Origin of the sequence: Aestuariirhabdus sp. LZHN29 (assembly GCF_049985285.1) — a bacterium.
Lineage (GTDB): Bacteria > Pseudomonadota > Gammaproteobacteria > Pseudomonadales > Aestuariirhabdaceae > Aestuariirhabdus.
Genome location: NZ_JBNIEU010000002.1, coordinates 826,878 through 846,843, shown reverse-complemented (window position 1 = coordinate 846,843; position 19,966 = coordinate 826,878). Strand labels below are relative to the sequence as shown.

Here is a 19,966-nt window from a genome sequence, read left to right as displayed (position 1 = left end):
ATTAACGGCGCAGGAATTCAAAGTGACTGCCGTTGAGCAGCCCAACCAACGGGAGCAATCCCTGCAGGTCGGCGGCGTTGAAGCGCCCCGCATCCGGACTGTCAATATCCAAAACTCCTAGCAAACCCCGTTCATCATGGAAGGGTATGACCAACTCACTCATACTCGCCGCATCGCAAGCTATATGGCCTGGAAAGGCATGCACATCCTCAACCAGCTGTGGTTGCCCGCTCTGGGCTGCTGCACCGCAAACCCCCTTTCCAATATCGATGCGAATACAGGCCGGTCGGCCCTGAAACGGCCCCAGCACTAACTGCTCGTCTTGCGCCAGATAGAAACCTACCCAGTTCACACGCGGCATCTCCATAAACAGAAGGCTGGAGAGATTGGCCATATTGGCAATGGCGTCCTGCTCTTGCCCTAAAAGGGCCCGGGCCTGCTGCTGGAGACGTTTATAAAATGATTGTTGCTCAACTGTAATAGCCATAATGCTCCATCCGATATTCTGTAACTTTTGCTTGGGTAGCGCTGGCCAGATGATGGGAAAACTGTCTTAACTCTGCCTTCATCCACGGCTCCTGTTCCGGTGCTCCTGATAAGTGTTCGCTGTCTGTACGCAGCTGGGACAGGTAGATCAAATCCTGTGGCTGCAACTGAAGAGCAGAGACCCATTGCAGTGTCTGTTGCAGGTGATACTGACTACCTGATTGACCGCCCGCTCCCACCAGAATGCACAGACCTAACTCCATGCCGCCGCCTCTAGCCCCCGTCAGCATCTGGGCAAGCTGTTGCATATCACCGGATTTCCCCAGCTGTTGACGCAGCGACCCCGCCCCGGTTTCGACCCCCACTACCAGACGCCGAACACCGGCACGGCGCAATGCACGCCACTCAGAAAGCGTGCGCGCAGGCGAAAAATCGGGATCCCAGAAGCTGGCAACGCCCCGCGAAAGGGCGCCGAACTGTTGGTAAATATGAGCCAATACTACTAACAGGCGCCGCTGGGAAAGCGCCAGCGCATTAGCCGACCCCAAAAAGACCCCATTGCGGTGCCTGAAACCATCTCCCAGCCAGTCTTTGATATCAATCAGCTGCTGCTGGAAGTCGGGCTCCGACAGCACGGCGAAGGGGTGCTGTCGATAAAAGGCACAAAAATTACAACGACTGTTGGGACAGCCGGTAGCGGGCTGTACCACCAGGTCACGATACCGATCCGGCGGCAAAATCGGGACATCCTCGCGATAGATCTGCCGATATCGAGCCCCATCGGCGTCGTAGTCAACGTGCAGCGAATGCCGGATCAACTCGGCAACCTCGGGATCAAGGCGCTGCCTCAGTAAAGCCTGGCAGTATTCCCGCAACGCTCCCAGCAGCGAATCGACCTGCGGTTCATCAAGTCGCTGGCGTACGCCATCGACACGCCACCACTGGCCATTGAGGGTGCGCCGGTAAAAGTGTTCTCCCTGCCTGAAGCTGCAACACAGACCGCGCCCACTCAGGCGTATCGCCTGCTCACCGAACGCTACCTTGATCCCATCGACCAAACGCCTTGGCTGAACGCGCTGCGAAGTCATTGACATTGAATATTCTCTCTTAGCGCCAAGCCGTGATAAGCTTGAGTAAATCGATCAACATTTCGCTCAAGGGGGTTGCTCGCAAGCTCCCTAACAAAAACATACAAAAACCATGCGCGACTGGTCACTTAAATCCCTGCTGTTAATCTGGCTGACAACTGCGTCCGCCGCTGTATACAGTAACACCTGCGAACAGGTTAAACTCGCCGGCCATCCCAACTTACCCCCCGTCGTCTGGGGAGATTACTTGTCGACCCTGGGCTCGGCTCCTGACCTGGTAGAGGAGATGCTCGCCGAACAGGGCATCGCTGTCGCATCCGACTTTAAAGGTGGCAACAATCGGGTAATGCGGGATTTCAGGCTGGGAAAATTTGATATCAACCCTGCCATGGCGCGCTCACCCGAAACCGAAGCGTATACGATTTTTATCGAACCTCCGATCTACACCCAAAGCTATATCGTGATCACCAACCGCCGCAGCAACCTGAATATTAGCGACTGGAACCAACTTCGAGGCCTCAAGGGCGTCGCGTCCAAAGATACCTATTTGGGCAATCGCTTCGAAACCTTTGCCGACGCAGAACTCGACCTGATACGCATCCAGAACGCCCAACAGGGGCTCAAGATGCTCCATGTCGGGCGTATCGATTACGCCATCTACCCCCAGATCCAGGATGACCTCTTCGTCTCCCTACTCAATATGGAGGGGGTGTTCGAGAAGATGCCGGTGGATATCGCTACCTTTGAACTCTATGTCGGTATCTCCAAAGCCAGTACCTGCGACCTTCCACTCGAGGCGATGGCCAGTTGGATTTCCCACTCAATCGAAAGCGGGCATTCGGCCCATGTCATGAACGACAACCTCTATAAGTGGATGGGCTACGGCCTGAGCAGCAAACCCTGATCAGCGAACGCCCGGGCGACTCTCCTTGAGCATCTCGGCAATCAAAAATGCCAGTTCCAGCGCCTGGTCGGCATTCAACCTCGGGTCACAGTGAGTGTGGTAGCGGTCGGCCAGGGCATCCTCGGTGATCGAGCCGCTACCCCCGGTGCACTCGGTTACATTCTGCCCGGTCATCTCAAAGTGAACGCCGCCGGCATAACTACCCTCGGCACGGTGCACTTCGAAGAAGCCACGGACCTCCCGCAAAATCTGGTCGAAGGGTCGAGTCTTGTAGCCGTTGCTCGCCTTGATCGTGTTGCCATGCATCGGATCACAGCTCCAGACCACCTTGGCACCCTCCCGCTGAACCGCCCGCAACAAAGGAGGGAACAGCTCGGTGACGGATTCGGCTCCCATACGTACAATCAGGTTCAGGCGGCCCGCTTCATTATTCGGATTAAGACGTGCAATCAAACGCAACAACTCATCTTCGCTGATGGAGGGCCCGACCTTGACTCCAATGGGGTTGCATACGCCACTGAGGTATTCGACATGGGCCGAATCCAGTTGGCGTGTGCGATCACCGATCCACAACATATGCGCCGAGCAGTCATACCAGTCGCCACTGAGGCTGTCTCGCCGAGTAAATGCCTGCTCGTAATTCAGTAACAGCGCCTCGTGGGAGGTGTAGAGAGTGGTTTCCCGAATCGCCTTGGTATTTTCAGCGGTCATGCCGCAGGCTGCCATAAACCCCAGGGTTTCATCGATGCGATCGGCGAGGTGCTGATAACGTTCGCTGAGGGCGCGATTTTTAATAAAATCCAGATTCCAGCGGTGCACCTGATGAAGGTCGGCCATACCGCCCTTGGAAAACGCCCGCAACAGGTTCAGGGTCGCGGCGGCTTGGTTGGTGGCCTGCAGCATACGCTGGGGGTCCGGCACTCGGGACCCTGCGTCGAACTCGATACCGTTTACGATATCACCGCGATAGCTGGGTAGCTCCACACCACCGACCGCTTCCATACCAGCACTACGCGGCTTGGCAAACTGCCCTGCCATGCGCCCCACTTTAACCACCGGGCAACTGGCACCAAAGGTGAGTACCACCGCCATCTGCAGCAAGACCTTAAAGGTATCTCGAATCGTGTCAGCACCAAACTCGGCAAAGCTCTCTGCGCAGTCCCCACCCTGTAGCAAAAAAGCGCGGCCTTCGGCCACCTCCGCCAACTGTTGCTTGAGATCGCGAGCCTCACCGGCGAACACCAGGGGAGGAAAGCTGGCCAACTGCGCTTCCGCACTATGCAGCGCGGCGGTATCCGGGTACTCCGGCTGTTGCTGGATGGGGCACTCCCTCCAGCTGGAGGGCGTCCAAATATGACTCATGAAATATCCCTTGTATTAAGTTGGAAGTGACGTGTCGGCACCCCGGGGCTAGCCGCGCAAGTAATCCACAACCTCGGCATAACGACCACGAAAGCAGATACGCTCTTTTTTCTGATCCAGCTGGTAGCGGTACATTGGATCGTAGTACTGATCCAACACCTGGGCGATCGCATCGCGATAAACACCCGCAACCGACTCCAATTGCCGACTTTGTAAAGCGGTCTCCAGCGACCCGCGCAACTTCTGATAGCGCTCCCCACCGAGTCGGCGTCGAATGCCCTCAATCGCATCCAGCAGGTAGGCACAAAATTTCAGGTAGCCCTCGTCGTCACCCCAATGACACTGGTAGGCCACCAGCATCTCATCAACGTACTCGCGCTGCAGGCGCTCAATCCGCTCCTCCAGACCCGCTTCAATGACCACCACCGGCGCAATAGCCATCGCTTCCAGTAGGGATAAGGGCAACCCACAACGCCCCACCGCGCGACTTTCATCCTCCACCACCATATAAGGATGCGCTACCTCCCGCAGTTTGAGCATGCGAACCCCAAGGCTGTTTTCAAAATTGATCTGGGTTGGCTGACCACCAATCTGCTTACCAAAACTGGAGCCTTTGTGATTAGCAATTCCCTCCAGGTCGATGCTGTTTTCCAACTCCGCCAGCAGCGGAGTCTTACCCGTACCGGTAAAACCGCCGACGACCTGAAATTTGGTCGTGGCTGCGATCTGATCAATGCTATCGATCAAGAATCGACGCATCGCCTTATAGCCGCCCTCGACGAAGGGCATAGTAAACCCGGCCTCGGCCAACCACTGCTGGGTGACTTTTGAGCGCAAACCGCCACGAAAGCAGTAAAGGACCCCATCGGGGTGGGCATCAACAAAGGTTCTCCAACTCGCCAGCCGTGCATCGCGAATCTCCGCGGTGGCCAGCTCGTTACCCAGCGCGATTGCGGCATCCTGCCCGGCATCCTTATAGCGGGTTCCAATCACCTCACGTTGAAGATCATCAAGCAGCGGCAGATTTTCGCTGCAAGGAAAGGCCCCCTTGTCGAACTCCACCGGCGCGCGCACATCCATCAACGGAGTGTCATTAAGAAACAGCGCCAGGTAGTGGTCGGTATCGGGTTGATGGCTCATGGGGCGATCACCTCAACACGCAACCCGCCCTGCGGTGCGGTCAGCTCACCCAGGCAGCTCAGGGAGAACCCCCTAGACTCGGCAAGCGCCAGAAACTCGGACTCGGCTTCGGGCTCTACGGCCACCAGCAAACCTCCGCTGGTTTGCGGGTCGCAGAGGATATGCTGAAGTGCTTCATCCAGTGCCTGCGCCTTATGGCCGTAGCTCTGGTAATTACGTAAGGTTCCTCCAGGTACGCATCCTTGCAAGCGATACTGCTCGGCCTCGGGAATCACCGGCACTCCCGCCATGTCGATGCGGGCATCCAGATCGCTGCCTTCACACATCTCCAGCAGATGGCCCAACAGACCAAACCCGGTCACATCGGTCATTGCCCTAACCCCGGGCAGCGCCGCGAGCTCGGCACCGATGGTATTGAGTGCGCACATGCTGTCACGAGCGATGTGCCCATGCTCGGGTTTCAACACTTTCTTTTTTTGCGCGGTGGAGAGGATGCCGACGCCCAGTGGTTTGGTCAGGTACAGTCGGTTTCCGGCGGTGGCGGTATCGTTCTGTTTCAGCCGATCGAGGGCAACCTGACCGGTGACGGCGAGTCCGAAAATAGGCTCGGGGGCGTCTATGCTGTGACCACCCGCCAGCAGGATACCCGCATCCAGGCAGGCCTGACGACCGCCCTCAACCACCTTGCTCGCCACCTCGGCGTCGAGTACGCTGATCGGCCACCCCAAAATAGCGATGGCCATGAGAGGGGTTCCCCCCATGGCATAAACATCACTAATTGCATTGGTCGCGGCGATGCGTCCAAAATCGAAAGGATCATCGACGATCGGCATAAAGAAATCGGTCGTACTTATAACGCCAGTGCCGTTGCCCAGATCGTACACGGCGGCATCGTCCTTGGAACTGTTGCCTACCAGCAGCCGCTTGTCGTCGGGCAACACAAGATCGCTCTGCAGAATGCGGTCCAGAACCCCCGGCGCAATCTTGCAACCACAACCGGCGCCGTGGCTGTATTCGGTAAGTTTGATGCTGTCGCTCATGGTCGGGTCCCGAGAAGAAAATCGGGCATACGTTAGCAGCTTTGACAGAAGATGCAATTTCCCACGGCAATGAAGCCAGCCCCCGGGACAGGTGTCGTCATCGCAGCGACCACCGGCTCCCCTTCACCCTCCTTAAATAGCGTAAAGGCGGCTCCCACTCAAATACCGCCATAGGGCTCAGTGACGACCTTTCAGGGTGTAACTAACGGGCAATGGAGCACCGCTGCTGCCCCACCTCTGTTTTGCTACCACGGAGCGCGGCTCCCTCCACAGCAGCTCCCTCTCCTGTGCGCCACATCAGCCAAAGTTTGAGCGCCATTGCGGCGGTCAACGCCAACACCAACAACGAGCCCAACACCACTCCCTGCCAACCAGCACTTTGCCAGAAAGGTTCGAGATAGAACCCGCCGCAGCTGGCGCCAACATAATAAAATACCAGATAGAGCGAGGATGCACTGCCGCGGGCGAACCGGGCATTATGGCTCACCCAGGAGCTGGCCATGGAGTGACAAAAGAAGAAACCGAAGCTGTTGATCAATAAACCGGCCAGAATCGCCCACAAACTGGGGATCAAGGTCACCAGTGTGCCGCTGATAAACATCCCGATTCCAAGCAACATACACAGCGGCTGCGCAAGACGCTGGGCCACCCTTCCCGAAAGGGCCGACGCAAAGGTACCGCTGAGATAGCAAAGAAACAACATACCCAGAAAACTCGCCGACAACAGGTAGGGGTCGGCGCTTAACAAGAAGGTAACGTAACTGTACTGGTTGATAAAAATAAAGAAGTTGAGCCCACCAATTAAATACGCCAGCAGCAGTACCGGATTGCGCAGGTGGCTGGCCATATCGCCCAGTACTGCTCCCAGACGAAAGGGCTTGGGGGTAAAGTGACGGGAAGGGGGAAGCAACCAGATCAACAGCAGCAGGCACAGCAGGCTGATCCCGGACATCACCCAGAAGGCGCTCTGCCAACCGGCCAGGTCAGTCATAAAACCGCCTATCAGGCGCCCCCCGATTCCCCCGAGGGTATTACCACTGATATAGATACCCACCGCAATGCCCAGCGCAGGTTTACTGTATTCATCTCCCATGTAGGCGATAGCGATCGCAGGCAATCCGCCCAACAGAAACCCCTGTGCCACCCGCAGCCACAACAGCGTTTGAAACTCCTCCACAAAACCCAACCCCAGGGTAAGCAGTAGTACCCCCGCCAGCGACCCCAGCATCAGCCCGCGTCGGCCAATGGCGTCCGACAGGGGTCCGTAAATGAGCAGCGAGCACGCCAACATCAAGGTGGTCAACGACAGGCTCCAGCTGGCCACCAGCGGTGACACAGCAAACTGTTCACTGAGCTGGGGGAGCATCGGCTGAGTAGTATAGATATTGGCGAATACCATAAAGGAGCCCAGGCTCAGGGCCAGGGTGGAGCGCCAGAATTGCGGGGTGCGTATCTCAATCATGGCGGGGACTTTAGCAGCGCCACAAACCATAATTAAAATATATTATTCATATCGCATCGATACCAATTTAATATAATAAAGATCCTGCATCGCTACGGAACCCTCACCCCATGAATTTACGTCAACTGCAATGCCTGCAAGCCGTAGCGCGACACCTCAACTTCACCCGAGCTGCCGAAGAGCTGAAGATGGCGCAGCCCGCCGTAAGCATCGCCATCCAGAAACTGGAGCACTCCCTGCAGCTCACCCTGTTCAACCGACAGGACAAACGCATTGCCCTCACCGCCGATGGCGAGCGGCTGCTTCACCACGCCGACATCATATTGGCGCAACTGCGGGATGCGGAACGAGAGATGGCCGAACTCGGCGGATTAGAACGAGGCGAGGTATCCATCGGGATTCCCAGTATGCTGGGGTCCTACTACTTCCCCCCTCTCCTGATGGCCTTCAAGCATCGCTACCCCAACCTCAAGCTCAGTGTGGTGGAGGCGGGCACCCGGGCCATTCAACAGATGCTCTTCAGCGGCGAGCTGGACCTGGGCATAGTGGTTGACCACAACCTCCCGCCAACACTGGAAACCCATGGATTCCATGAGGAGGAGATGATCGTGTGCGTACATCAGGATCACCCCTTTGCAGGTCAGCCCGCGATCAGTTTTGAGGACTTTTTTGCCGAGGAGCTGGTGCTCTTCAAACCAGGCTACTTCCACCGTGAATTTATCGACCGCATCTGCACAGAACATGACCTGAGCCCGCGTATCGCATTCGAAACCAACCTGATTCCCCTGACCAAGTCGATCGTTGAAAACGGATTTGCGATTACCACCTTTCTTAAGATGGTAATCGCCGATGACTCTAAGCTCATCGCCGTTCCCTTCGCCGACCCCGTTCGGCTCAAGCTGGCCATCGCCTGCAAGCGCGGCGGCTACCTGAGCCGTGCCAACCGTGCATTTCTTGACTTCATGCTGGCTCAGTAAGCCAAACAACTCAGCGCCAGAATGGTTTCTCTACCTCCTGCTGGCGCTGGGACTCATCGACCCCAATGTCCTTTAGCAGATATGCAGGCATTTCACGGAGATAACGACGCGTACGCGCACGCTCTCGCCACAGGGTCAAGGTACCGATCAATGACCCCGACAGCGTTGCCCCTGATGTTTCGCGCGGCGCCACACAACCACAACTATCGTTTATGCATAATCCCTGATTCATGGAGAACCTCCTCGTTCGTAAAATGCTGTCATTCAGCAAGCTTGAGCCGTCAAATTAGCAATCAAGGATCTTTTCGACAAACGGTTAAATCTAACGTATAAATAAGTTTTACTTATCCGAATACAAGATGAACCCACGCCTCCCCTCACTCAACAGCTTACGGGTGTTTGAAACTGCCGCGCGCCAGCTGAGCTTTACCCGCGCCGCCGCCGAACTCTTCGTCAGCCAGGCTGCGGTCAGCCAGCAGATCCGTCAGCTGGAGGAGCAGCTGGGTTATCCCCTTTTTCGCCGCCTTAACCGCCACCTCCTGCTAACCGATGAGGGACAACGGCTACTGCCTTATGTAAGCGCAGCGATGCACTCATTGCAGCAGGGGATAGAGGCCGTCTTCCTGGAGCAGCAACAGCGCCCCCTCAACCTGTCAGTACTGCCATCGCTCGCCTATCGTTGGCTGATTCCCAGGCTACTGAAATTTTCCACCCTCCACCCCGAACAGGAGGTGCGCATCTCGGCGTCGCTAGCACTGGTCGACTTCGGCAACAGCGACATCGACATGGCCATCCGCTTCGGTAGTGGCGATTACCCCGGTCTCTGCAGCGAGCTGCTGATGGAAGATGAAGCCTTTCCTGTCTGCACGCCCAACCTGCTTGAGGGTGCGCCGGGCCTCTCCCAACCCGCAGACCTGCTCAACCAGCGCTTGCTGCATGATATGGGACCCGGCGACCTGGACTGGGCAAACTGGTTTCGGGCCGCAGGGGTTGACTACCAACCACGCAACCCCGGTTATACCATCGGTGACTCCAGCCTCGCCATTGAAGCGGCGCTCTCAGGTCAGGGCATCGCCCTCGCCCGCTCAACCCTGGTCGAACAGGAGCTGGCAAGCGGTCGCCTGATTAAGCCCTTCGACGTTAGCCTCTCCTCTGACTACGCCTACTACCTTGTGATGCCCAGGGAAAAACGGGAACTAGAACGGGTCAGGCTTTTTTGCCAATGGCTGCACTCGGCGGTCGCGAAACCACTTTTACAAACCGGTAACTAGCCAGCCACCGATCGCGCTGTGATAAAATAACGCGATCTTGACTGGAGTTCCCATGAGTAAAAAACGACCTGACATCCCCCGTTTCGACCACCCGATTATCGAGACCCACTGCCACCTCGACTACCTCGATGAGGAGCAACTGGCGCAGCTGCTGGAACAATCCCGTGAGATCGGCATCGAGCGCATGGTGACCATTGCGGTTTCGGCGGATAACCTGGACAAGGTTCTGAACCTGAGCCGGGTGGATGACCGTATCTGGGGCACCCAGGGCATCCACCCCCACGATGCCGAACAGTACAACATCGACGTGGAAGCCCAGATCATTGAGCAACTGGATGACCCCCGGATGCTGGCAGTGGGAGAGATTGGACTTGATTACCACTACGACCACGCCGATCGCAAGGTACAGCGCGAGGTATTCGAGCGCCAGTTACAGATCGCCGTTGATAAACAGATGCCCGTGGTGATCCACACTCGCGAGGCGGATGAGGATACCCGGGCTATCCTTGCCAATTTCGAACAATCCCTAACCCACAAGGGGGTAATTCACAGCTTTACGTCTGGAATGGAGCTGGCGCAATACTGTATCGAGCAGGGTTTTAAACTCGGTTTCAACGGCATCACCACCTTTAACCGGGCAGAGAATGTGCGTGACGTCGTGCGTTCGACCCCCCTCGAACAGATCGTACTGGAAACCGATTCCCCCTATCTTGCCCCCGTCCCCTATCGAGGCAGGCCCAACAGCCCCTGCTACCTGCCCTTTATCGCGCAACGTATCGCCGACGAACTGGAGATCAACGTTGAAGAGCTGCTCAAGCAGACGTATCGAAACAGCCAGGCGCTGTTCTTTCCCCGGGAGCTGGACAGCTAGAGCTCGCCTTTCACCCGGCGCTCATTGCGCCACAGAGGCAATAACACCTCCCGCGCACCCATCAATAGCCCCTGCTTTTCGCAGGCTGATGAATCCTTAGAGAGCAGGCTGCACACCAAAGCGCCCGGTACGCTAGGGGCGTTTTAGGGCGTGCGCTACACGGACCAGCTCCTCACCCAGGCTATGAACCCTGGCTTGCTGGCCGCTATCGAGGAGCTGTCCATCGTCATCGAAAGCCGTGGCCGCCAGCCCAATAGCTTGCTGCTGGGGCAGCAGAATAACGCCAAGATTACCCAACAGCATCCGCAGGCTCACCAGGCCACGCAGACCGCCCAAAGCACCGGGAGAGGTCGACATCAAGGCAGCCACCTTACCGCTAAATGCCATCAGAGGAGGCTCATCCTCTCCCTCGCGACGGGTGGCCCAGTCGATGGCATTTTTCAACAATGAACTGTACGCGCTGTTGTGCTCTGGAGACGCAATCAGGAACCCGTCATGCTCCGCCAGTAACTGCTTAAAACGGCGGGCACTATCAGGAAATCCCTGCTCGGCTTCCAGATCCTCACAATAGATCTGCATGGGATAATCAGCAAGATCCAGCAGGGTCACTTCGGCTCCTGCCCCACGGGCTCCCTCCGCCGCGATCGCGGCCAGCTTTTTATTCCAGGAGTGCCTGCGGGCACTGCCAGCAAATGCAATGATGCGCACCACAACAAACCCTCCTTAATCCCCAGCACAGCCGTTCACCGCCCGCCTTTATCCTACTATAACACTTGGTTTCTCGGCCCGCCTGCACGTTGACAAATCTACAGCTGTTCATTTTATTGCACAAAAACTTATCCGAGAGTAGACTTTTCCCGATATACCCTTAAAAACCCTCAAAAAAGCTTTTACTGGAGCCTTTTATGCCTTTGAATGTAAAAAATATTGTTCTATTCAACAAGAGCAATGTGGATGCTGAAACCTACAAAGTCGATGGGGCTAAATTGATCACCGGCAACCCCGAACAAAGCCTCTGGAATCACTACAGCGACCCCAGCGAGCAGTTTTTTAGCGGTGTATGGCAATCCGAACCGGGATGCTGGCGTATCGACTACAGCGAGCATGAATTTTGCCAAATCCTGCAGGGGCATTCCATCGTGCGCGATACCGAGGGCAACGAGGTACATTTGCGCAGCGGCGATAATTTTGTGATACCCGCAGGGTTTAGCGGTGAGTGGGAGGTCATAGAGACCACGAAAAAGATCTATGTAATCTACGAGCCGAACACCAACCAGGCGTGAAGCCCGGCCTCCCCGAAAGATGAGAGCCGATTTCCGCTTTAGTACCGGTGTCGGTGGCGCACTGCGGCCCACTCCAATGGCGGCGATTTTTTAGAGCGGGCCTGCGCTCTTGTATTGCTGCTTCCTCTTGAATAGCTGGCCATGGCGCCTCGGCGGGTGTGGCCAACGAGGTAGTAGGCGTGGCCCCCAATCCCGCGCTTGCCGTGCCTAGAGTTTCCCGGCCCTTGAGCTATCCTTGAGGGGCGCAAGCACCTACTTGGAGGCCTAAATGAGTGACACTGTTCGTGCCGGTGACGCCCCCGTTGCCGTAGAAGTAACCCAGGGGAAGCGCTATTTTTGGTGCGCCTGCGGTCGCAGCAGCAAGCAACCCTTTTGCGACGGTTCCCACTCGGGAACGGGGATAACACCCCTACCCTATGACGCCACCGAGGATAAAAAACTGTTTTTTTGCGCCTGCAAACAAACAGCAAACGCGCCGCTGTGTGATGGTAGCCACAAGTCCACCTAGGTCAACAGGGCAACAGCGCAACAGGTCAAACCTTCTCATGGTCATCAAAACACCCACCACCGCCCGCCCCCTTGCCGAAGCCGGCGCCGCTGTAGTGTGTGGTGAAGGCTTTCGCATTGCCGCAGACACCCTCGAATCTATCTGCCTTAAAATTGCGGCGCAGATCCCCTGCGAAATCACCTTTATGGCAGCGGCCGGGACTATTGTAGCCTCGTCAATCGAGGGCCGGATCGGCACGCGGCATGAGGGTGCTGCGCGAATACTGCGGGGAGAACTCCCGGAACTCGAGGTGAGCGCCGAAGCCGCCGCTCGCTCCCCATCAATGCTCGAAGGGTACAACCTGCCGGCACACCTGGAGGGCAAGCCGGTACTCAATATAGGCATTGCCGCCCCGCTAGCCGAAGCTAGGAACTATGCCGCCATTGTTCGAACCTGTGTCGAGGTGATGCTCAAAGAGCAGTACTCCATCTGGAAAGAGCAACAGCAACTGCAGCGTGCCTACTCGCTCCAAAGCGTGCACTTGCACGACGTCAAGAGCAAACACGAAGAGGCCGAAAACAGGTTGCGAACCAACAAGGAGCGGCTGCTGGATATTGCGGAGTTTATGCTCGATTCCATTTGGGAGACCGATGCAGACCTCCGTTTCACCTACGTCTCGGAGCATGTTCTACAAAAAATGCGGCTCAACCAGGAAGATATACTGGGTAAAACACGCTGGGATTTCTTTGCTCCGCTACTGTTCGATGGCGATACAGACGCCTGGCAGGAGCATCGGCGCACGATGGAAGCCCATCAGGATTTTCATGAGTTCCAGTACGCCCTGCGCAGGGATGAAGAGGTCTTCTATTATCGTGTGAGTGGTAAGGCGCTGTTCGACGCGGAGGGCCGTTTTGTGGGTTATCGTGGTGCAGGGCGCGACGTCACTGCCCAGGTCGAGCTGGAACATGAGCTCAAGCGCAGCGTAGAGCGCTTTCGCAACATTGCCGAGTCGACCTCCGACTGGATCTGGGAGATGGATGCCCAGAACCGTTTCACCTACCTCTCTACGCGATTCTTTGAAGTGATGGGGTATAAACCCGAGGATATTTTGGGCAAAACCCGGCAGGAGTTCGCCGACCATGTCGAGGGTTATTCCAACAACCCTGACTGGCAGTCCCATCAACAGGATATCGAAAACCAGCGTGCGTTTAAGGAGTTCGAGTACAACGGCATCAAGCCCAATGGCGATCCCTTTTGTATAAAGATCAGCGGCACCCCCTTCTATCATAACGACGGCAGTTTTGCCGGATACCAGGGCATAGGCACCGACTACACAGCGTTCAAACGGGTGCAACAGCAATTGCTTAGCGCAGAAAAACTATCGGCACTGGGGGGCATGGTCGCGGGGATCGCCCACGAAATTAATACGCCCGTGGGTATTGGGGTAACCGCCGCATCCCATCTGCACGAACGCACCCAACGCCTCGCCCACAGCCTTGAGCAACAAACACTGTCCAAATCCGAGCTTAATGAATACCTGCAGACCGCACTGGAGGGCACCCATATCTTGCTCAAAAACCTCACCCGGGCGGCGGAACTCACCGCCAGCTTCAAGCAGGTCTCGGTAGATCAAAGCAGCAGCAAAATCCGTACTATCGGGCTGAAACGTTACCTTGATGATATGCTGGTTAGCCTGCGGCCTCTATTGAAAAAAACAGCACATAAAATCAATATCGACTGCGCCGAGCAGCTGTCGATTACCACCAACGCTGGCGCGCTCTACCAGGTGATCAGCAACCTGATCATCAACTCCCTGCAACACGCTTTTGCCCATCAACCCCAGGGTGAGATCAGCCTGCAGTGCCGTCTGATTGAGGACCGGGTAGAACTGAGCTACCACGACAATGGCTGCGGTATGGATGACGACCAGCTACCGCATATTTTCGAGCCCTTTTTTACCACCAAACGCGCCCAGGGCAACACTGGATTGGGTATGAATCTGGTGTACAACCTGGTGACCGATACCCTCAAAGGCTCCATCAACGTATTCAGCCTACCCGGGCGGGGTATACGCTTCAAAATTGAGCTGCCCTGCAGCCTGCTTCCGCCTGACCCCAGCGGAAACAGTCCTCGCATTACATAGAATGCCTCGCAGAAAGCTCCGGGGCTAAAAGCACCTGTCACTGTAGATGCTGTTTATCAAGTTCGATCGCACGATCCAGCTCTTCCAGCAGCGCCACCCGGGCTTTGAGTTTGGTTTGGTGGTGAGCCTTCATGCTCAACTGAGTGAGGGCGGCAGCGGCTTGCTGCGCAACCTCGAGCACCTTGTCGGCGGGCACCAGTTGATCAACGAAGCCGGCGATCTGGGCCTGCTGCGGACTCATCATCTCTGCCAGCACAACCGCGCGTTCAAAAGCCGCCGGGGTAAGGCGTCCTCGTGCCAGGGCAATGCCCGCATGGTGCATGGTCATGCCGATAGCGACTTCGTTAAGGCCTATCTTGAAATCGCCCTCAGCGGCAATGCGCAGATCAGCCGACAGCAGCAGGAAGGCCCCCTTGGCAATAGCGTGCCCTGCACAGGCCACCACTACCGGGGTTGGGAACGCCAACAAGCGCCGGGATAGTGCCGAGCCCGCGCTCACCAACGCCACCGCCGCTTCAACCCCCGCTCCCATTACCCGCAGATCATAGCCACCGGAAAGAATGCCGGGTGACCCGGTCAATACCAAGGTTGCCTCGGCGGCCTCCACTTGATCCAGCACGCTATTTAACTGCTCAATAAGCTCCGGGGATAGGGCGTTGACCTTTCCATTACTGAGGGTGACGGTGGCAATCTTGCCATCGAGTTGATAGTTAACGAGTTCGCTCATCTTTTCTGCTCCGCTGTCTGGGGCGACTCACGCACCCCTTCTAAATTACAGTCCCCACTGTGGGGGCTCACTCCATTTTGCACTTACATACCGTAACAAAACGCGAATGCTAGCAGATTATTGCCCCTCAGGTCTGCACCCTCCAATCAGGCGAGTGATCTCATCGGCGGCGGCGACAACTTGTGCGCCTAGCGCCTCTACCCGCTGTTGCTGCACACGAACGGTGGGGCCTGAAATAGACAGCGCCGCCAGGGCCATACCAAACTCGTCGTAGATATTCGCGGCGATGCACCGCAACCCCTCGGTCTGCTCCTCATCATCGACGGCATATCCGCGCAGGCGAATGGTTCGCAACTCGTCGCTAAATTGTGCTTTGCGGGTCAGGGTACGAGGCGTTAGAGGCTGCATCCCCTTTTGCCCGAGCAGCTGCAGGGCTTCGGCCATTGGCAACGCAGACAGCATCGCCTTACCAACGCCACTGGCATGGATGGGGCCGCAACTACCCACCGAAACCACCATGCGCATCACCGCCTGGCACTCCACCTGGCCGACAAAGACAACTTCTCCGTCCCGCAATACCCCCAAATTTGAGGTCTCCCCGGTTTGCGCAACCAAACGCTTCATAACGGCCCGGGATTGGGCGATAAAATCCCTTTTTTTAAGGTAGGTGTTGCCACAGCGAAACGCATTGATGCCGACACCCCACACCCCCCGTGGCTCATCGAACTCGGTGAATCCCAGCTGGCGCATACTGTTGAGCAAGCGATGTACGGTCGAGGGTGGCAGGTGCTCAAGGCTGGCAAGCTCCGACAGGGTATACCCCGCTTCATCTTGCGACAGGCGCATCAGCAACTGGAATGCGCGGGACAGGGACTGCACCTGCCCGCTCTTTGCGCGCTTAACAGCACGCTCTTTTCCCGCTGGACTCATTCGTGGGAACCCCTCGGGTCAAGCAACTCGATCCAGTGGGACACCGGCTGCGTGGCGCGGCTCTGCAGGTGCAGCTGGCAACCGATATTTGCGGTAACGATACGGTCAGGATTATCGACCGTTAGGGCTTTAAGCTTATTCGACAGGAGCTTCTGGCTCATCTCTGGTTGCAGTATCGAGTAGGTGCCGGCCGACCCGCAACACAGGTGATTGTCCCGGGTGTGGGTGAGGTCAAAACCGGCGTTGCGTAATATCTGCTGTACGGTATTGGTCTGCTTGAGCGCATGTTGCAATGTGCACGGGCAATGAAACGCGATACGCCCCGACCCTGTGGGCAGCGCCAGCACCGAGAGATCCTCCTGCGCCAGCACCTGGCTAATATCCCGGCAAATTTCGCTGATACGCTGAGCTTTGGCGGCGTAACGAGGGTCGTCACGTAGCAGATAGCCATACTCTTCAACCATCGCCCCACAGCCGCTGGCGGTGATCACTATCGCCTCCGCTCCCGCCTCTACTGCGGGCCACCAGGCGTCGATATTTCGACGCATAGAGTCCAGCCCCTCTTGCTGTGCCGCCAGATGATAGCTGACCGCCCCGCAACACCCCGCCTCAGGAACCGTAACCAGGGTAATCCCCAATCGGTCCAATACCCTCGCGGTCGCCGCCAGCGTATTGGGGGTTGCCGCCGGCTGGGCACAGCCCTGCAGCGCCACCATACGCCGCGGGTGACTGCTCGATGGCCAGGGTGAGGATACCTGCGGCGGCGGTACTTTCGCTTTCAATGAAGCGGGTAACAATGGCCGTACTGCCTGTCCGAGCTTCAGTAACCCCCCAAAACGGTTGCGGTAGGGCAATATCTGCCGAATACCCCAACGTAATGCTCTTTGGGAGGCACTTCGAGGAAGCTTCTGCTCCAATATGCCACGACCGATGTCCAGCAAACGACCGTATTTAACGCCCGAGGGGCAGGTGGTTTCGCAGCTGCGGCAGGTCAGGCAGCGGTCGAGGTGGGTTTGGGTCTTTTCGCTTACCTCACCCCCTTCGAGCAGCTGCTTGATCAGGTAGATACGCCCCCGGGGGCCGTCGCGCTCATCGCACAACTCCTGATAGGTTGGGCAGGTAGCGGTACAGAAGCCACAGTGCACGCAGCTGCGTAGAATTGCATCCGCCTCCTGGCCATCCGCGCTATCCCGGTACTCTTTACTGATTTGGGTTTTCATCGTTTTAATCCGCCCATTTACAGCCAGCTATAGAGCCGTCCGGGGTTAAATAAACCGTGGGGATCCACAGCGTGTTTAACGCGCTGGTGCAAGCGCTTTATCGGTTCGGCCAGAGGAGGATTGATCTCGGCGCTGCGGTCTCCTCCCCGGTAGCGCGAAACCGAACCCCCCTGATCCCGAGCCCACTGTTGCAGCCGCGCTTCATCCTGCTCGCCCCGCACCCAGCGCTGGGACCCGCCCCAGTCGATCAATGGTGACTCACCCGCCATCACGGGCGCCGCCGAGTTGGTGGAAAATCGCCACAGGGGTTGGTCACCGGCAAAGAACGAATGCTGCTGTTCGCGCAGGTCCGCCCAAAAGCTTTCACCGTCGTCAAACGCCTCGCCCGGCCACTGGGCGATGGTTCCCTCGACCGCACTTTCGGCACCCTCCAGGCGCAAGTAGAGCGCTTCGTTAACCCAGCAGGCTGCCGTCAGGGGTTTCGGTGTACCGGCAAGGCGATTCATTGTTGCGACCGCTTCGGCGGCGCCACAGGAGATCTTGACCGTGCGGCAGCACGCCGGCTTGGGTAACACTTTAAGACTAACCTCGGTGATCACTCCGAGGGTCCCCATGGCACCAGACTGAAAGCGGGAAAGGTCGTAACCGGCGACATTTTTCATCACCTGACCACCAAAACGCAGCTCTTCGCCTTCACCGTTAACAAGGCGAACACCCAGCACCATATCCCTTACAGAGCCTAACCAGGGCCTGCCCGGACCCGACTGGTTAGCCGCCAATGTGCCGCCGATGGTGGCATTACCGCCAAATAGCGGCGGCTCAAAGCTAAGTCGCTGGCCCTGCTCGTCCAGTGCGGCCTGAATCTCACTGATTCGAGTTCCCCCGCGCGCCGTCAACACCAGCTCAACGGCCTCGTAGGTCACGATTCCACTATGACCGGAGACCGACAGGGTCTGCCCTTCGCTCACTCTTCCCATAAAGGATTTACTTCCCCCGCCGACGATCGACAAGGATTGTGAGGTATGACGCGCGTTTTTAACCTGCTCAACGATCTGTGCTATTTGATCCGCCATCAGTGCGCTCCCCCTGCCGTGGACGGTTCATCGATATGATCAAGGGATCGGTACTCCTGACACCGTTTCAGGACCGGTATCCCTTTACCGGGGTTCAAACTGCCACGAGGATCAAACGCGTGCTTGATGCCGTGAAAAAGACTCAACTCCTGATCATTGAACTGGGCGTGCATCTGTCGAATTTTCTCCAGCCCCACACCGTGTTCGCCGGTAATACAGCCACCAACCTCTACGCAGATCTCCAGGATACGCGCGCCGAACTCTTCGGTTTTTTGCAGTTCACCCGGAACGTTGGCATCAAACAGAATCAGGGGATGCAGATTGCCGTCACCGGCATGAAATACATTGGCCACCCGCAGCCCATAATGCTCGGAGAGCTTTTGCATTTCGGTCAGCACATAGGTCAACTGGCCACGGGGAATAGTGCCATCCATACAGTAATAATCGGGAGAGAGTCGCCCCACCGCCGGAAACGCCGACTTGCGGCCTTTCCAGAGCAACGCACGCTCCTCCTCATTGTGGGAGACCCGGGTGGCGATTGCCCCCAACTCCACAAACAGCGATTCTACCCGCGCCAAGTGCTCCTCGACCTCTTCACGAGTGCCATCGACCTCGCACAACAACAGCGCCTTGGCTTCCAGCGGATAACCCGCCTTGGCAAAAGCCTCCGCCGCCTGAATGGCGTAGCCATCCATCATCTCCAGACCTGCCGGGACAATTCCGGCGGCGATAATGCCTCCTACGGCATCGCCGGCTTTCTGCACGGAATCGAAGGCCACCATTACCACCTGGGCCACCTCGGGTGTTGGCAGCAACCGCACCCGCACCTCGGTTACCACCCCCAGTAGCCCTTCAGATCCGGTCATCAGCGCCATCAAGTCATAACCGGCGCTATCAAGCCCCTGGGAGCCGATAACCACGCGCTCACCCTCTACCGTAATCACCTCCAGCTCGAGGATATTGTGAACGGTTAAGCCATACTTAAGGCAGTGCACACCGCCGGCATTTTCAGCGACATTGCCACCGATGGTGCAGGCGATCTGGGAGGAGGGGTCCGGCCCGTAATAGAGTCCCAATTCACCCGCCGCTTCCGAGATCGCCAGGTTTCGTACACCGGGTTGAACCCGCGCCGTGCGCGTCGCAGGGTCAATCTGCAAGATACGATTAAACCGCGCGAGAGAGAGCACTACCGCATCGGGGCTTGGCATCGCTCCGGCGCAGAGCCCGGTACCGGCCCCCCGCGCAATAACCGGGACCTGATAATGATGACAGATCCGCATCACCTCCTGCACCTGTGCCACCGTTTCCGGCAACACCACCAGCAATGGCATCTCGGTATAAACCGATAACCCATCACATTCGTAAGGGCGCTGGGTTTCGCTATCCTCAATCACAAACGCGGGGTCGATCAGGTCCCGAAAACGCTGGGCAAGCTCTGACTTGCTGATCAGGGGTTGCTGTTTCATAGCTCTCCTCAAGCGGATAAAGCGTCGTGTTTTACG

20 protein-coding genes are annotated in these 19,966 nt (G+C 57.1%); 7 read left to right on the top strand and 13 right to left on the bottom strand.

Going from position 1 to position 19,966, the window contains the following annotated elements:
* Nucleotide 1: 1 nt before the first annotated feature.
* Both ACP3PW_RS10715 and ACP3PW_RS10710 read right to left on the bottom strand, forming a co-directional pair.
* A complete protein-coding gene (locus tag ACP3PW_RS10715) occupies nucleotides 2-487 on the bottom strand; it encodes a GAF domain-containing protein (protein WP_426416685.1) in 486 nt (161 codons plus the stop codon).
* Entirely contained in the window at nucleotides 471-1,580 is a 1,110-nt protein-coding gene (locus ACP3PW_RS10710; protein WP_426416684.1) for a hypothetical protein, read from the bottom strand. Before ACP3PW_RS10710 ends, ACP3PW_RS10715 begins: the two co-directional genes overlap by 17 nt.
* Nucleotides 1,581-1,686: 106 nt before the next feature.
* Here ACP3PW_RS10710 and ACP3PW_RS10705 point away from each other — a divergent pair, with 106 nt between their 5' ends.
* Nucleotides 1,687-2,478 (top strand): hypothetical protein, encoded by a 792-nt coding sequence (locus ACP3PW_RS10705; protein ID WP_426416683.1) that lies wholly within the window; start codon nucleotides 1,687-1,689, stop codon nucleotides 2,476-2,478.
* Here the strand turns inward: ACP3PW_RS10705 and ACP3PW_RS10700 are convergent, their stop codons facing one another.
* From ACP3PW_RS10700 to ACP3PW_RS10685, 4 genes are all read right to left on the bottom strand, one after another.
* Entirely contained in the window at nucleotides 2,479-3,840 is a 1,362-nt protein-coding gene (locus ACP3PW_RS10700) for a class II 3-deoxy-7-phosphoheptulonate synthase (RefSeq protein ID WP_426416682.1), read from the bottom strand. It lies immediately after the preceding gene.
* 48 nt (nucleotides 3,841-3,888) lie between these two features.
* Nucleotides 3,889-4,980, bottom strand: a complete 1,092-nt coding sequence (gene mnmH, locus ACP3PW_RS10695) for a tRNA 2-selenouridine(34) synthase MnmH (RefSeq protein WP_426416681.1) — start codon at nucleotides 4,978-4,980, stop codon at nucleotides 3,889-3,891.
* Nucleotides 4,977-6,020, bottom strand: coding sequence for a selenide, water dikinase SelD (gene selD, locus ACP3PW_RS10690; RefSeq protein WP_426416680.1), 1,044 nt, complete (start codon nucleotides 6,018-6,020; stop codon nucleotides 4,977-4,979). The genes mnmH and selD overlap by 4 nt, the downstream gene beginning before the upstream one ends.
* A 202-nt stretch (nucleotides 6,021-6,222) precedes the next feature.
* Nucleotides 6,223-7,482 carry an MFS transporter gene (locus ACP3PW_RS10685; RefSeq protein ID WP_426416679.1) on the bottom strand — a complete coding sequence of 420 codons (1,260 nt, stop codon included), beginning with the start codon at nucleotides 7,480-7,482 and terminating at the stop codon, nucleotides 6,223-6,225.
* A gap of 110 nt (nucleotides 7,483-7,592) precedes the next feature.
* Here ACP3PW_RS10685 and ACP3PW_RS10680 point away from each other — a divergent pair, with 110 nt between their 5' ends.
* A complete protein-coding gene (locus ACP3PW_RS10680; RefSeq protein WP_426416678.1) occupies nucleotides 7,593-8,459 on the top strand; it encodes a LysR family transcriptional regulator in 867 nt (288 codons plus the stop codon).
* A gap of 10 nt (nucleotides 8,460-8,469) precedes the next feature.
* On the opposite strand, the gene ACP3PW_RS10675 is transcribed toward ACP3PW_RS10680, so the two are convergent.
* A complete protein-coding gene (locus ACP3PW_RS10675) occupies nucleotides 8,470-8,691 on the bottom strand; it encodes a DUF1127 domain-containing protein (protein ID WP_426416677.1) in 222 nt (73 codons plus the stop codon).
* Between the two features lie 127 nt (nucleotides 8,692-8,818).
* Between ACP3PW_RS10675 and gcvA the strand changes: the two genes are divergently transcribed.
* Nucleotides 8,819-9,730 carry a transcriptional regulator GcvA gene (gene gcvA / locus ACP3PW_RS10670; RefSeq protein ID WP_426416676.1) on the top strand — a complete coding sequence of 304 codons (912 nt, stop codon included), beginning with the start codon at nucleotides 8,819-8,821 and terminating at the stop codon, nucleotides 9,728-9,730.
* A 52-nt stretch (nucleotides 9,731-9,782) separates the two neighbouring features.
* A complete protein-coding gene (locus tag ACP3PW_RS10665) occupies nucleotides 9,783-10,601 on the top strand; it encodes a TatD family hydrolase (RefSeq protein WP_426416675.1) in 819 nt (272 codons plus the stop codon).
* A gap of 132 nt (nucleotides 10,602-10,733) precedes the next feature.
* Here ACP3PW_RS10665 and ACP3PW_RS10660 read toward each other — a convergent pair whose 3' ends face one another.
* A complete protein-coding gene (locus tag ACP3PW_RS10660; RefSeq protein WP_426416674.1) occupies nucleotides 10,734-11,312 on the bottom strand; it encodes an NADPH-dependent FMN reductase in 579 nt (192 codons plus the stop codon).
* A gap of 194 nt (nucleotides 11,313-11,506) precedes the next feature.
* On the opposite strand from ACP3PW_RS10660, the gene ACP3PW_RS10655 reads away from it, so the two are divergent.
* From ACP3PW_RS10655 to ACP3PW_RS10645, 3 genes are all read left to right on the top strand, one after another.
* Nucleotides 11,507-11,884 carry a cupin domain-containing protein gene (locus ACP3PW_RS10655; protein ID WP_426416673.1) on the top strand — a complete coding sequence of 126 codons (378 nt, stop codon included), beginning with the start codon at nucleotides 11,507-11,509 and terminating at the stop codon, nucleotides 11,882-11,884.
* Nucleotides 11,885-12,152: 268 nt separating this feature from the next.
* On the top strand, nucleotides 12,153-12,392 hold the full coding sequence (locus ACP3PW_RS10650) for a CDGSH iron-sulfur domain-containing protein (RefSeq protein WP_426416672.1): 240 nt from the start codon (nucleotides 12,153-12,155) through the stop codon (nucleotides 12,390-12,392).
* Nucleotides 12,393-12,429: 37 nt separating this feature from the next.
* Nucleotides 12,430-14,514, top strand: coding sequence for a PAS domain S-box protein (locus tag ACP3PW_RS10645; RefSeq protein ID WP_426416671.1), 2,085 nt, complete (start codon nucleotides 12,430-12,432; stop codon nucleotides 14,512-14,514).
* Between the two features lie 37 nt (nucleotides 14,515-14,551).
* Here ACP3PW_RS10645 and ACP3PW_RS10640 read toward each other — a convergent pair whose 3' ends face one another.
* From ACP3PW_RS10640 to ACP3PW_RS10620, 5 genes are all read right to left on the bottom strand, one after another.
* Nucleotides 14,552-15,241, bottom strand: a complete 690-nt coding sequence (locus tag ACP3PW_RS10640; RefSeq protein WP_426416670.1) for a crotonase/enoyl-CoA hydratase family protein — start codon at nucleotides 15,239-15,241, stop codon at nucleotides 14,552-14,554.
* Between the two features lie 117 nt (nucleotides 15,242-15,358).
* A complete protein-coding gene (locus ACP3PW_RS10635) occupies nucleotides 15,359-16,171 on the bottom strand; it encodes an IclR family transcriptional regulator (protein ID WP_426416669.1) in 813 nt (270 codons plus the stop codon).
* On the bottom strand, nucleotides 16,168-17,391 hold the full coding sequence (gene glcF, locus ACP3PW_RS10630) for a glycolate oxidase subunit GlcF (protein ID WP_426416668.1): 1,224 nt from the start codon (nucleotides 17,389-17,391) through the stop codon (nucleotides 16,168-16,170). Before glcF ends, ACP3PW_RS10635 begins: the two co-directional genes overlap by 4 nt.
* 17 nt (nucleotides 17,392-17,408) lie before the next feature.
* Entirely contained in the window at nucleotides 17,409-18,464 is a 1,056-nt protein-coding gene (glcE, locus tag ACP3PW_RS10625) for a glycolate oxidase subunit GlcE (protein WP_426416667.1), read from the bottom strand.
* Nucleotides 18,464-19,930 carry an FAD-linked oxidase C-terminal domain-containing protein gene (locus tag ACP3PW_RS10620; RefSeq protein ID WP_426416666.1) on the bottom strand — a complete coding sequence of 489 codons (1,467 nt, stop codon included), beginning with the start codon at nucleotides 19,928-19,930 and terminating at the stop codon, nucleotides 18,464-18,466. Before ACP3PW_RS10620 ends, glcE begins: the two co-directional genes overlap by 1 nt.
* Nucleotides 19,931-19,966: the final 36 nt, after the last annotated feature.

Coding starts and splice junctions, on each gene's coding strand:
- gcvA (WP_426416676.1), top strand. CDS start 8,819: ATGAACCCACGCCTCCCCTCACTCAACAGCTTACGGGTGTTTGAAACT.
- selD (WP_426416680.1), bottom strand. CDS start 6,020: ATGAGCGACAGCATCAAACTTACCGAATACAGCCACGGCGCCGGTTGT.
- ACP3PW_RS10655 (WP_426416673.1), top strand. CDS start 11,507: ATGCCTTTGAATGTAAAAAATATTGTTCTATTCAACAAGAGCAATGTG.
- ACP3PW_RS10675 (WP_426416677.1), bottom strand. CDS start 8,691: ATGAATCAGGGATTATGCATAAACGATAGTTGTGGTTGTGTGGCGCCG.
- mnmH (WP_426416681.1), bottom strand. CDS start 4,980: ATGAGCCATCAACCCGATACCGACCACTACCTGGCGCTGTTTCTTAAT.
- ACP3PW_RS10645 (WP_426416671.1), top strand. CDS start 12,430: ATGGTCATCAAAACACCCACCACCGCCCGCCCCCTTGCCGAAGCCGGC.
- ACP3PW_RS10635 (WP_426416669.1), bottom strand. CDS start 16,171: ATGAGTCCAGCGGGAAAAGAGCGTGCTGTTAAGCGCGCAAAGAGCGGG.
- glcE (WP_426416667.1), bottom strand. CDS start 18,464: ATGGCGGATCAAATAGCACAGATCGTTGAGCAGGTTAAAAACGCGCGT.
- ACP3PW_RS10700 (WP_426416682.1), bottom strand. CDS start 3,840: ATGAGTCATATTTGGACGCCCTCCAGCTGGAGGGAGTGCCCCATCCAG.
- ACP3PW_RS10650 (WP_426416672.1), top strand. CDS start 12,153: ATGAGTGACACTGTTCGTGCCGGTGACGCCCCCGTTGCCGTAGAAGTA.
- ACP3PW_RS10705 (WP_426416683.1), top strand. CDS start 1,687: ATGCGCGACTGGTCACTTAAATCCCTGCTGTTAATCTGGCTGACAACT.
- ACP3PW_RS10620 (WP_426416666.1), bottom strand. CDS start 19,930: ATGAAACAGCAACCCCTGATCAGCAAGTCAGAGCTTGCCCAGCGTTTT.
- ACP3PW_RS10685 (WP_426416679.1), bottom strand. CDS start 7,482: ATGATTGAGATACGCACCCCGCAATTCTGGCGCTCCACCCTGGCCCTG.
- ACP3PW_RS10680 (WP_426416678.1), top strand. CDS start 7,593: ATGAATTTACGTCAACTGCAATGCCTGCAAGCCGTAGCGCGACACCTC.
- ACP3PW_RS10640 (WP_426416670.1), bottom strand. CDS start 15,241: ATGAGCGAACTCGTTAACTATCAACTCGATGGCAAGATTGCCACCGTC.
- ACP3PW_RS10710 (WP_426416684.1), bottom strand. CDS start 1,580: ATGTCAATGACTTCGCAGCGCGTTCAGCCAAGGCGTTTGGTCGATGGG.
- glcF (WP_426416668.1), bottom strand. CDS start 17,391: ATGAAAACCCAAATCAGTAAAGAGTACCGGGATAGCGCGGATGGCCAG.
- ACP3PW_RS10715 (WP_426416685.1), bottom strand. CDS start 487: ATGGCTATTACAGTTGAGCAACAATCATTTTATAAACGTCTCCAGCAG.
- ACP3PW_RS10665 (WP_426416675.1), top strand. CDS start 9,783: ATGAGTAAAAAACGACCTGACATCCCCCGTTTCGACCACCCGATTATC.